This window comes from Mesobacillus sp. S13 (genome assembly GCF_020422885.1).
Classification (GTDB): Bacteria; Bacillota; Bacilli; order Bacillales; family Cytobacillaceae; genus Mesobacillus; species Mesobacillus selenatarsenatis_A.
Genome location: NZ_CP084622.1, coordinates 3,434,659 through 3,446,783, shown reverse-complemented (window position 1 = coordinate 3,446,783; position 12,125 = coordinate 3,434,659). Strand labels below are relative to the sequence as shown.

Below are 12,125 nucleotides of genomic sequence, written 5' to 3'. Positions count from 1 at the left end.
CACCTTTTGCGCTGCATTTTTTTGTGGGTAAGGAGAAACAATGTACAAGTTAATCATTAATACAAATTCAAGAGAAAAACGCTTCGCTTTGGTCAAGGATGGCGAAGTTGAAAAAATATATATTGAACAGCCTGGCCAACAATCGCTGGTCGGGAATATTTATCTGGGCATCGTCGAAAAAGTCATCCCGGGGATGAGCGCTGCCTTTGTCAATTTTGGCGAAGAAATGAGCGGCTTCCTTCAAAAAGAAAAGCTCCCTTCCTATGTACTTTCAGACGACGAGAAGAAAAACAACCGCTCGATTTCTTCCTATGTCCATCAAGGTGAAAAGCTGCTGGTCCAGGTTGAAAAGGATGCAGCCGGCACAAAAGGGGCAAGACTGACGGCAGTGGTTGAATTACAAGGTGAGAACCTTGTCTATATGCCTCAAGGAAAATACATAGCCGTATCTAAAAAGGCAGAATCACCCGAAACGAGGGATAAATGGAGAGATTTTGCCAGCCAGGTTAAAACACCCGGAGAAGGCCTCATTTTCAGGACGGAAAGCCTGAGTCAGACAGAAGAAGTCATCATGCGTGAGCTGGAACAGCAGCGGACTCAATACGCTCTAATGGTAAAGACTATGTCAGCTATGAAGAAGCCGGGAATCGTTCACAGTCGTGACTACTTTTTTGAGCAAGCAATGGCAGCCCTTCTATCTGTTCAAAATGTTGACGTGATCACAGATTGCCTCGATATGAAAAAAAGAATTCAGCGGCATGATCCAGAAAGTATAGAGCCAGAATTTTATACTGGCAAAGAAAATATCTTTTCCTTTTATAAAATCGAGCAAGAAATCGAGCGTTTGCTTAAAAGGATGGTCTGGCTCGATAAAGGGGCGTATATGGTCATTGACCAGGGTGAAGCACTGACGATGATCGATGTGAACACAGGGAAGTTTTCCGGCAAGAGTGATTTGCGTGACACGGTCATGAAAACGAATATGAATGCTGCAGTCGAAGCGGCAAGGCAAATCAGACTTAGGGATCTTGCGGGCATCATTCTGATCGATTTTATCGATATGAAGAGTCAGAGTGAGCGGGACAAGGTGCTGAAGGCCATTCAAAAAGAACTGCTTCAGGACGGGCGCCGGACACGGATCATCGGTTTTACAGAGCTGGGTATCCTCCAGCTGACAAGAAAGAAAACGAAGCAGTCGATGGCCGAGACTCTGACCGAGAAATGCTGGACTTGCGGAGGCACGGGACAGGTACTCAGTTCAGAGACCGTCGCGTACCGGCTTGAGCGCGCGCTATGGGAATACAAAAACTCGGATTACGATGAAGTTCTTGTTGCGGCAACCGATGAAGTCATCAAGCAATTTTCCGGTGAGACTGATATCCATAAATTGAGGCTTGAAAAGACATTAGGCTTTAAGATAAAATTCTCATTGTCAGACGCGGCGAAACCTTTTTACGAAATCATTAAGGTTGGTGCTTCGACAGAATCAGGTTGAGCCAAGCTGGCCATTAAAAGAACATATATTAATATGTTGACACTTTTGCTCGGCATATGATAGTATTTTAATGTTATTGTTTGTAGCACCCGTGCTACAACCGCACACTTCAGGTATCTAAGCTTTGCAAATTCGCAAACGCCTGCGGTTGGCGAGTCTGAGTCTAATGAGGAGGTGCACTGGAATGTACGCAATTATCGAAACTGGCGGCAAGCAAGTAAAGGTAGAAGAAGGACAAGCAATCTACATTGAAAAGCTAAACGCTGCTGAAGGCGAAACTGTAACTTTTGACAAGGTTCTTTTTGTAGGTGGCGATAACGTTAAAGTTGGTAGCCCAGTAGTTGAAGGCGCAACTGTAACTGCTAAAGTTGAAAAGAACGGCCGTCAAAAGAAAATCATCGTTTTCAAGTACAAAGCGAAAAAGAACAATCGTAAGAAGCAAGGTCATCGTCAGCCTTACACTAAAGTTGTTATCGAAAAGATCAACGCTTAATTAAGGCGGATTACCATGATTCGTGCAACGATTAATCGTACAAAATCCGGAAGCATCCAATCGTTTACGATTAGCGGCCATGCTGGATTCGCTGCCCATGGCAGTGACATTGTCTGTGCAGGTGTTTCAACCATCTCGATCGGAACTGTCAATTCCATCATTGGTTTGACAGGAGTCACCCCGGACATTGAACAAGGCGCCGATGGTTTTCTCCGCTGTGAAATCCCTGACAATTTGCCGGAGGATACACAGGGGAAAATTCAATTGCTCCTCGAAAGTATGGTCATTACATTGCAATCGATGGAAAAAGAGTACGGAAAGCACATAAAATTAACCTTCAAACAGTAGGAGGTGGAACAAAATGTTAAGATTAGATCTTCAATTCTTCGCTTCTAAGAAGGGTGTAGGTTCTACTAAGAACGGACGTGACTCAATCTCTAAGCGTCTTGGCGCTAAGCGTGCAGACGGTCAATTCGTAACTGGTGGTTCTATCCTTTATCGTCAGCGCGGAACTAAAATCTACCCAGGTGTAAACGTGGGTAAAGGTGGAGATGACACTCTATTCGCTAAGGTTGACGGCGTCGTTAAATTCGAACGTCTTGGCCGTGACCGCAAGCAAGTAAGTGTTTATCCAGCAGCTCAAGAAGCGTAAGCTAAAGAGAAGCCCTAACCACTGCGGTTAGGGTTTTCTTGTATTTTACGGCTTGTTGCTTCTGGATATGAATGAGAACATGAAAAGAAATCCAACTAACTTAAATACATAATTAGCTTACGCAGAATGGCTTTTTTGTTATACTTACACCAAGCAGTCTTATGAGTAGGAGTATGTGTATGAAAAAAGAGTGGGATACAATCGAGGTTTTGCGCCATGCACGCCATGATTGGATGAATCAGCTTCAATTAATTAAAGGGAATTTATCGCTGAATAAAGTGGACCGGGCTAAAGAGATCATTGAAGAAATTATCATGGAAGCCAGGCAGGATGCAAAGCTATCTAATTTACATCTTCCTCAGTTTGCCTCTACCTTGTTAACCTGCAATTGGGAGAATCATCATTTCCAATTGGAATATGAAGTAATGGACTCCCAGAACTTCCACAGATTAGATGACCAGCTGTTGACTGGCTGGACAGAGCAGCTTTTTGATACATTGAATTCTTCGATTGAACCATATCAGGAAAATCATCTCTCCGTCACAATTGAACCGCAGGAGAAAGGAATCGGGTTCTTTTTTGATTTTAGCGGAATAATAAAGGATAAAAATCGCTTAGAAAGCTTCCTCGACCAGCAGAACGGTGAAAAAATGAAAGTGATATCGGATGGCGTTGTCGATGGCGAATTGACAATAGAAGTTTTTATAGAATCACTCTAGGGAAACATATTAAGCGATAACAAATTTCAGACAGGTGGTAATGACATAATGTTTGTCGATCAGGTTAAAATTTATGTAAAAGGCGGGGACGGCGGCGATGGAATGGTCGCGTTCCGACGTGAAAAATACGTACCGAAGGGCGGCCCTGCTGGCGGCGACGGCGGTAACGGTGCAAATGTGGTCTTCCAGGTGGAAGAGGGACTGCGTACGCTGATGGATTTCAGGTATCAGCGCCATTTCAAGGCACCTCGCGGAGAGCACGGAATGTCTAAAAACCAGCATGGTAAAAATTCCAAGGATATGATCGTAAAAGTTCCACCAGGGACAATCGTATCCGACGCTGAGACTGGCGCGATCATTGCTGACCTGGTAGAGCATGGCCAGAAGGCAGTTATCGCCAGGGGTGGCCGAGGCGGCCGTGGTAACTCACGCTTTGCTACACCAGCCAACCCGGCACCAGAGCTCTCAGAAAAAGGGGAGCCCGGACAGGAAAGAGAAATTGTCATGGAATTGAAGCTCCTTGCGGATGTTGGACTGGTAGGCTTCCCAAGCGTAGGGAAATCGACGTTATTGTCTGTTGTTTCAGCAGCTAGACCGAAGATTGCAGAATACCACTTCACGACGATTGCCCCGAACCTGGGAATGGTCGAAACAGAAGACGGCCGAAGCTTTGTTCTTGCGGACTTGCCTGGACTTATTGAAGGTGCACATTCAGGAGTGGGCCTTGGGCATCAATTCCTGCGCCATATCGAACGTACACGTGTCATCATCCATGTTATTGACATGGCGGCAACGGAAGGCCGTGATCCGTACGAGGATTATCTGACAATCAATAATGAATTGAAGGAATACAATTTGAGGCTGACGGAAAGACCTCAAGTCATTGTCGCCAATAAAATGGACATGCCAGATGCGGAAGAAAACCTGAAAGTGTTCAAGGAAAAAGTCGGGGATGAACATCCTGTATTCCCAATTTCGGCTGTTACAAGAGAAGGTCTGCGTGAATTATTATTCGCGGTAGCTGACTTGATTGAAAAAACACCGGAGTTCCCTCTCATTGATGAAGAGGTATTGGAAAAAGATGAAAACCGCGTGATGTACAAGCACGAGAAAGCTGAACAGGAATTCCAGATCACCCGTGAGTCGGATGGAGCATTCGTCATTTCGGGTGACAGTATTGAAAGGCTGTTCAAGATGACTGATTTCTCAAGGGATGAATCTGTCCAAAGGTTCGCCCGCCAGATGCGCGGCATGGGCATTGACGATGCACTTCGTGAAAGAGGCGCGAAAGACGGAGATACAGTCAAGCTGCTTGAATATGAATTTGAATTCGTGGAATAGCCTTAAAGGATTTGAAAGGTCGATTAGCCAGGAACAGGTTAATCGGCTTTCCTTTATAAAAAATGGCTTTTTTAATTAAAGATTCGGCAGAAAAAATAAAGAAGCTTTCAATCTAATGGGGTGTTGGAGATGAAGCAAAATCAAGATAGGAAGTTTTACCTTGTTCGTGAAGATGTCCTGCCTGAAGCAATGAAGAAGACACTTGAGGCGAAGGAAATGATCGAGCGCGGTAAGGCAGAGTCAGTCTGGGATGCAGTTCAACGCGTCGATTTGAGCCGGAGTGCCTTTTACAAATACCGAGATACCGTGTTTCCGTTCCATACGGTTGTGAAGGAACGAATCATTACGCTGTTTTTTCAGCTTGAAGATCGTTCTGGTACACTTTCTGAACTGCTGAGCACCGTCGCTGCAGCAGGCTGCAATGTTTTGACCATCCATCAGACCATTCCTCTGCAAAGCAGGGCGAATGTAACGCTGAGCCTGAATGTCACCGAAATGAGTGTCGAAATGGACGAATTGCTCGCGAGACTGAAAAGACTGGAGTTTGTAGAAAAAGTAGAAGTGCTCGGATCAGGTGCTTAACGTCAAGCTTTGTAGGAGGGGGGATTGGCTTGAATATTGGATATCTTGGGCCGGACGCGACATTTACAGATTATGCTGCCCGGCAATTGTTTAAAGAGGCTAAGAGAATTCCGTTTGTGAGTATACCAGAATGCATGGATGCCGCTTCAACAGGAGAAATTGACGCAGCGATTGTTCCGCTGGAAAACTCAATCGAGGGTTCCGTCAATCTTACCATCGATTATTTAGTCCATGAAACAGATCTACAGATTGTTGCTGAAGCGGTGGTGCCAATCAGGCAGCATTTGCTGATTCACCCAGACAATATGGAAAAATGGAGGGAAGCTGAACAGATATTCAGCCATCCACACGCGCTTGCGCAATGCCATAAATTTTTACATAAAGAATTCAAAGGAATTCCTCTCGAAAATATGTCCTCTACAGCCGCAGCGGCAAAATATATACAAAACCATCCAGAAAGAAACATCGCTGCCATCGCCAATAGCCTTGCTGCAGAGGAGTACGGATTAGTGCCGGTTACGCAAAATATCCATGATTACAGCTATAATCATACTGTCTTCGCTGTGCTGGCAAAGGAAGGCCATGATATAAACATGGCATCAACTGAAGAGTACAAGACAAGTCTGGTGATAACCTTGCCATCAGATCGGGCTGGTGCGCTGCATCAAGTGTTATCTGCTTTCTCATGGCGCAAGCTCAATCTGTCAAAGATTGAATCACGCCCGATGAAAACAGGCTTGGGCAAATACTTTTTCATTATTGATATTAATTTAAAATTGGATGATGTTTTGATTCCGGGAGCGATTGCAGAACTGGAAGCATTAGGCTGCACAGTAAAGTTGCTCGGAAGCTATTCAAGCTATAAGGTATAAAAAAGATCCATCGCTTATGTGATGGATCTTTTTGCATTCTATTCCAGGTCGATTAATAATTTTTCTTTTCTAAGCGTTTCTTCTGCTTCATCTAGCGCTTTTTCCGTCGGAGCGGAGATCGTGTGCAGATGGATTCCGCCTGTTAACTCTGATAAGTAAGCGGCATTAGTTGCTCTGATTTTTTCCATGAACTGTTTTACTTCGTTCCGGTTTGAGACCATGATGGATGCAGTCAAATCCCCATACACGGGATGCTCGATTTTTACGTCCTTAACTGTGACACCTTGATCAACAAGAAGCAGGAGTTCTTCTTCTGTCCTTTCCGGGCCGTGGGAAACGGCAATGGTCCTTTCCGCTGCAGTAGGACGGGAGGCATGCATATAGAGATATCCCTGACTGGTCGCAATGATAGGCTCGTTTTTAGCTTTAAGCAAGGTGATATCGCCAACAATGACCTGTCTGCTTACATTCGTGATGGTCGCAAGGTCACCTCCAGTAATAGGTTCACTGCTTTCCTGCAGGCGCTTTAGGATATAGGCCCGGCGTTCATCTCCGAGAATTTTCGTAGGTTCCTTCATACCGATCTCTCCTTCGACTTCTTCATTCGAGAATTTTACCATAAAAACAGCTTGAAGTTAAACGGCCGGGACCTGTTTCGTGATAGCAGCAAGAATTTTCGCAAGTTCGACTGCATCCTCCTGACTAGTTCCCCTCCCGAATGAAATCCTGAAAAATTCCTTTGCCTCTTTTCCGATGATTCCCATCGCAGACATCGTCTTCGCAGGCGACAGCATCCCCGTATGACAAGCACTTCCCGTTGAAATTGCATGCCCTCTGGAGTTGCATTCTAGCAGAACCAATTGCCCCTCGATGCCTTTAATCCCCATTCCGAGGATTCCTGGGAGTTGTTCCTTTCCTTCAGAGCCGAAAATCTCGAATGAGTCTTTGGCATCTTTAAAGGTTTCAATGAAAGCCGACCTGAGCTTACTTATTCTTTCTGACTCAGCTGCCATGAGGGATTGCGCTTTTTGCGCTGCAGCTGTCATGGCAGCGATTCCTGGTACATTCACCGTGCCAGGCCTGAAGCCCTTTTCGTGCACAGTTCCTTCAATGTATGGCCTTAGGGCAAGCTTCGGATTGACATAAGCCACTCCGGTTCCTTTTGGTCCGTAAAATTTATGGCCGGAAATGGACAGGGCATCTACTGTGTGTGCCAGCGCCGCTGTTGGGATTTTTCCGAAGGTTTGCACGCAATCAGTATGAATCAGGATATCTTTAGAGGAGCAGTATTCTGCGATGATTTTTACCGGCTGGAGAGTCCCGATTTCCGGGTTACCATGCTGGATTGAAACAAGCACAGTATCCGGCCTGACAGCTTCTGTAAAACTGGCAAACTCTATTTTGCCGTTGTTGTTCAATGGCAGGTAGGTGATATCCCATCCCTCTTTTTCAAGCTTTTTCATCAGATTATAGACAGAAGAATGTTCAGCGGCCCCGGTAATAATATGATTTCCTTGTTTCTTTTTAGCAGAGAGGAGGGCCATGATGCCAAGATAATTCGCTTCAGAACCTCCGCTTGTAAAATAAATCCCCGCTTCTTCGACACCCAGCAGGCGCGAAAATTCCTGCCTGCAGCTCTCGAGGAGATTGGCAGCTGCACTGCCGGCTTCATGAATACTCTGGCTATTTCCAAAGTACTTTGTAGACGCTTCAATGAAAATATTGGCCGCGTCCCGGTCAAGCGGGCAAGTTGCCGCGTAGTCGAAATATTTCATAGGTTCGCTCCTAGTTTGAATTTTGGTACTATACACTTCAATATGTTTCCCATTCTCTTTTCAAGAAGAGAATCAGGGTCATAAAATGTTCCCGGTTTCTGTCCGTGGGATATGTTCCCGGTTTCTAGCAGTGAGAGAAAAACCGGTCACATAAAACCTAGATATGTTCCCGGTTTCTAGCAGTGAGAGAAAAACCGGTCACATAAAACCTAGATATGTTCCCGGTTTCTAGCAGTGAGAGAAAAACCGGTCACATAAAACCTGGATATGTTCCCGGTTTCTAGCAGTGAGAGAAAACCGGCCACATAAAACCTGGATATGTTCTCTGTTTCTGGCAGTGAGAGAAAAACCGGTCACATAAAGCCTGAATAAATACCCGGTCTTAGTCTATGAGAAGAAAACCGGTAACATAACATTCGAAAATGGATTCAAAAACCAGGCTGTCAATTGAACCACTGTCAAAGCAAATCCAATACAAACACTGGATAAAAATCGCACAATAACTATAAAAAATAAAAGTTCTTGTCAACAGTGTAAAACTGTGTAAATATATATGTCAAGACACCTGTTAATCCAGGAGGCTATCAAAATATGAATCAATCAGATGTCATCATTGTTGGCAGCGGCATTGCCGCATTGCAATTGGCCAATAAATTATCAAAGGAATTAAATGTGATAATTCTCACAAAGGATGAAATGACAGCGGGCAATTCTTATCTCGCACAGGGAGGAGTTGCGGCGGCGGTTTCTCCGAGTGATGACCCGTACTTCCATTATCTCGACACATTAGAGGCCGGAGCTCACCATAATAACGCAGCAGCTGTATTTGAAATGACCAAAAAAGCGCCGGAATTGATAAAAGGCTTATGGCTATCAGGCTGTCGCTTTGATGAGGATGGAAATGGGAAATTGCTTCTGGGAATGGAAGGCGCACATAGTGAAAAGAGGATTGTCCACAGCGGCGGGGATGCGACTGGTAAGCATATGGTCGACTTTTTGAGGTCAGATTTGGATGCCAGTGTTTCAATAGAACAATCCACATTTGTTTATGAACTGATTTTAAACAGTGAGGAAACGCGATGTATCGGAGTGAAGGCGAAGCTGGCGGATGGTAGGAATGCAGAATATTTGGCGCACCATATTGTCCTTGCTACAGGGGGGTGCGGTCAGATTTTCAGCCTCACTTCGAATGCCGAGACGGCAACCGGGGATGGAATGGCGCTGGCCTATAGAGCAGGTGCAGAGCTGGCCGATATGGAGTTCATCCAATTTCACCCTACGCTTCTTTATGTAGATGGAAAGACGAAAGGGCTTATTTCAGAAGCCGTACGAGGCGAAGGAGCCGTGCTTGTGACTGCAGAGGGAAAGCGGATCATGGATGGAGTACATCCGCTGAAGGACCTGGCACCACGGCATATTGTATCCCAGACAATTTATGATTATTTGCGAAGAGGAATTCAAATCTTTTTAGATATTACCAACCTCCGGGATTTCGGCATCAGGTTTCCGACGATCAGCAGCCTGTGTGCAGAGCATGGGATTGATATTGAAAAAGGACTGATACCCGTCGTCCCTGGGAGCCATTTTATCATGGGCGGAATCAAGACGGACTTGCAGGGCAGGACCAGTATACCAGGATTGTATGCAATTGGAGAAGCGGCATGTACAGGTATTCACGGTGCAAATAGACTGGCGAGCAATTCCTTATTAGAAGGTATGTTTGTTGGCGGAAACCTTGCGGAGTGGATCAACAGCCATCCTGCAGCAAAAGAGCAAGAATGGAAGGTCTATAACCATTCCGGTAAAAGTTTTACAGATAAGCGTAATCACCGATTATCCTGCGGTGAACTTCCTGACATCGCCATGCTGAAACAAACAATGATGGACAGAGCAGGTATTGTAAGATCAAAAGAATGGCTGATGAAACAGGGTGAGTGGCTTGCCCAGTTCAACATGGAAGAATGGCTAGAGGCTGGGTTGGACCACATGCAGCCATCAGAATTAAACAGGCTGTTCATGTACATCACCGCTACTTTGATCACAAAGTCGGCTTTGGAAAGGACAGAAAGCAGAGGCGGGCACTACCGAGAAGATTTCCCGCTTGAGGATAACGCCAATTGGATGAAAAAACAAATCATCCATCAACGAAAAAAAGTAAAGGATGGTAAGCATGAATACAATCAAACTGCGCTTGCTACTTGAACAATTTTTTATTGAAGATATAGGTGAACGCGATGTCACCAGTGAACTGATTTTCGGAAAAGAAAACAAAGGAAGCATGGTGTTGATCGCTAAGGATGACGGTATTTTCTGCGGGGAACAAATCATCCAAACAGGATTCAAGCTGCTGGATGAAAACAGTCAAATCATCCTGAATGTAAAAGATGGCGAGAAAGTCTCCAAGGGCCAGGAACTAGCCTTAATCACCGGCAGGGTTTCAGACCTGCTTAAAGCGGAGAGGGTCGTCTTAAATCTTGTACAGCGGATGAGCGGGATCGCGACGAAAACCAATGAAGCTGTCTCCGTGCTGAACAGCACGAAAACAAGAATCTGTGACACACGTAAAACGACTCCGGGCCTCAGGATGCTTGAAAAGTATGCAGTACGCTGCGGAGGCGGCTTCAATCATCGATATGGGTTGTATGATGCCGTGATGATCAAGGATAATCACATCTCTTTTGCAGGCTCGATCAGCCATGCAGTAAATGCCGTGAGATCGAACCTTGGGCATATGGTGAAGGTAGAGGTCGAGATTGAAACGAAGGACCAGCTTCTTGAAGCGATTGAAGCAAATGTTGACTGCATCATGTTCGATAATAGACACCCTGACCAGATCAAGGATTGGATCCATAATGTGCCAGCAGGAATTTTGACAGAGGCATCTGGGGGCATCACCCTCGATAACCTCCAAAGCTACAGTGATTGCGGTGTGGACTATATTTCGCTTGGGTTCCTTACCCATTCCGTAAAATCTTTGGATATTAGCGCAAAAGTGATGGCAGATACGAAAGGAGATGTAGAGTATGAATATATTGGAGACGCTCGAAGCTAAATCGAAGATGCTTCCAGAGAAATACAGGAATATGTCCAACAATGAGCTCGAGAGCATGATCAGGGACATCAAGGCAAAAATGGGTAAGAAACTGTTCATACCCGGTCATCATTATCAAAAAGATGAAGTCATCCAATTTGCCGATGCGACAGGTGATTCTTTGAAGCTTGCCCAGCTTTCTGCGGATAACAGGGAAGCCGAGCATATTGTTTTCTGCGGAGTCCACTTCATGGCGGAGACCGCAGATATTCTAACAACTGAAAAACAGAAGGTCTATCTGCCAGATATGAGAGCTGGCTGTTCGATGGCGGATATGGCAGATATATATCAAACCGAAAGGGCATGGGAGTACCTTCAGGTCTTGTTCGGCGACACCATTTTGCCGTTGACATACGTGAACTCGACAGCAGCCATTAAATCCTTTGTCGGAGAAAATGGCGGTGCGACCGTAACGTCCTCCAACGCAGAAAAAATGGTACGCTGGGCTTTTTCAAAAAAAGAACGTCTGCTCTTCCTTCCAGACCAGCATTTAGGAAGGAATACAGCTTTTAACATTGGAATCGGCCTGGACGAAATGGCCGTTTATAATCCGATTGACAACATTCTTGAGTATGATGGCCCGCTTGAAAATGTGAAGGTAATCCTTTGGAAAGGACATTGCTCCGTTCACGAGAATTTCACAGTGGAAAATATCGCCCAAGTCCGCATCACCTACCCGGACATGAAAATCATTGTCCATCCTGAATGCACGCGTGAGGTTGTTGGTCTTTCTGATATGGCTGGTTCTACAAATTATATTATTGAAAACATCGAAGCTTCTCCTGCCGGTTCATCCTGGGCGGTAGGGACAGAAATGAATTTGGTAAACCGCCTGATTTCACAGCATCCTGATAAGAAGATCATTTCGTTGAACCCTCATATGTGCCCATGCCTGACAATGAACAGGATTGACCTGCAGCATCTTGCCTGGAGTCTGGATAGTGTTTACCAGGGGCAGGAAATCAATCTGATAAAAGTGGATGAAGATACTTCCTATAACGCAAAGCTTGCGCTGAACCGTATGCTTGAACAATCATAATCATAAATCCTTCCCAGGTTTGGGGAGGATTTTTTTTATGGGAAAAGCTTAATCTCCCCCTGAAAA

At 45.2% G+C, this 12,125-nt stretch carries 13 protein-coding genes and 1 other annotated feature; of the genes, 11 read left to right on the top strand and 2 right to left on the bottom strand.

The window, feature by feature from the left end; all coding sequences use genetic code 11:
- Window positions 1-40 precede the first annotated feature (40 nt).
- From LGO15_RS17685 to pheA, 8 genes are all read left to right on the top strand, one after another.
- Window positions 41-1,495, top strand: a complete 1,455-nt coding sequence (locus LGO15_RS17685) for an Rne/Rng family ribonuclease (protein WP_226085427.1) — start codon at window positions 41-43, stop codon at window positions 1,493-1,495.
- An 88-nt stretch (window positions 1,496-1,583) separates the two neighbouring features.
- Window positions 1,584-1,664 (top strand) — a sequence feature (ribosomal protein L21 leader region).
- 15 nt (window positions 1,665-1,679) lie between these two features.
- Entirely contained in the window at window positions 1,680-1,988 is a 309-nt protein-coding gene (gene rplU, locus LGO15_RS17680) for a 50S ribosomal protein L21 (RefSeq protein ID WP_023627147.1), read from the top strand.
- A 15-nt stretch (window positions 1,989-2,003) separates the two neighbouring features.
- Entirely contained in the window at window positions 2,004-2,336 is a 333-nt protein-coding gene (locus LGO15_RS17675) for a ribosomal-processing cysteine protease Prp (protein ID WP_167832821.1), read from the top strand.
- A gap of 13 nt (window positions 2,337-2,349) precedes the next feature.
- Complete coding sequence (rpmA, locus tag LGO15_RS17670) at window positions 2,350-2,640, top strand: 50S ribosomal protein L27 (protein WP_023627149.1); 291 nt, start codon at window positions 2,350-2,352, stop codon at window positions 2,638-2,640.
- Window positions 2,641-2,819: 179 nt separating this feature from the next.
- A complete protein-coding gene (locus LGO15_RS17665; RefSeq protein WP_167832822.1) occupies window positions 2,820-3,359 on the top strand; it encodes a Spo0B C-terminal domain-containing protein in 540 nt (179 codons plus the stop codon).
- Window positions 3,360-3,407: 48 nt separating this feature from the next.
- Window positions 3,408-4,700, top strand: a complete 1,293-nt coding sequence (gene obgE / locus LGO15_RS17660; protein ID WP_167832823.1) for a GTPase ObgE — start codon at window positions 3,408-3,410, stop codon at window positions 4,698-4,700.
- 129 nt (window positions 4,701-4,829) lie between these two features.
- Window positions 4,830-5,282: an ACT domain-containing protein gene (locus LGO15_RS17655; protein WP_167832824.1), complete on the top strand. Its 453-nt coding sequence runs from the start codon at window positions 4,830-4,832 to the stop codon at window positions 5,280-5,282.
- Window positions 5,283-5,311: 29 nt separating this feature from the next.
- On the top strand, window positions 5,312-6,154 hold the full coding sequence (gene pheA, locus LGO15_RS17650) for a prephenate dehydratase (protein WP_226085426.1): 843 nt from the start codon (window positions 5,312-5,314) through the stop codon (window positions 6,152-6,154).
- Window positions 6,155-6,192: 38 nt separating this feature from the next.
- Here pheA and LGO15_RS17645 read toward each other — a convergent pair whose 3' ends face one another.
- Both LGO15_RS17645 and LGO15_RS17640 read right to left on the bottom strand, forming a co-directional pair.
- On the bottom strand, window positions 6,193-6,732 hold the full coding sequence (locus LGO15_RS17645) for a transcription repressor NadR (protein ID WP_167832826.1): 540 nt from the start codon (window positions 6,730-6,732) through the stop codon (window positions 6,193-6,195).
- A 57-nt stretch (window positions 6,733-6,789) separates the two neighbouring features.
- Entirely contained in the window at window positions 6,790-7,929 is a 1,140-nt protein-coding gene (locus LGO15_RS17640) for an IscS subfamily cysteine desulfurase (RefSeq protein ID WP_167832827.1), read from the bottom strand.
- Window positions 7,930-8,520: 591 nt separating this feature from the next.
- Here LGO15_RS17640 and nadB point away from each other — a divergent pair.
- The 3 genes from nadB to nadA are packed head-to-tail and all read left to right on the top strand — an operon-like array spanning window position 8,521 to window position 12,059.
- A complete protein-coding gene (gene nadB, locus LGO15_RS17635) occupies window positions 8,521-10,131 on the top strand; it encodes an L-aspartate oxidase (RefSeq protein WP_226085425.1) in 1,611 nt (536 codons plus the stop codon).
- The gene (gene nadC / locus LGO15_RS17630) at window positions 10,100-10,981 is read left to right on the top strand and encodes a carboxylating nicotinate-nucleotide diphosphorylase (protein ID WP_226085424.1); all 882 of its coding nucleotides are present in this window, start codon (window positions 10,100-10,102) and stop codon (window positions 10,979-10,981) included. The genes nadB and nadC overlap by 32 nt, the downstream gene beginning before the upstream one ends.
- Window positions 10,953-12,059, top strand: coding sequence for a quinolinate synthase NadA (gene nadA, locus LGO15_RS17625; protein WP_226085423.1), 1,107 nt, complete (start codon window positions 10,953-10,955; stop codon window positions 12,057-12,059). The genes nadC and nadA overlap by 29 nt, the downstream gene beginning before the upstream one ends.
- The last annotated feature ends 66 nt before the right edge of the window (window positions 12,060-12,125 follow it).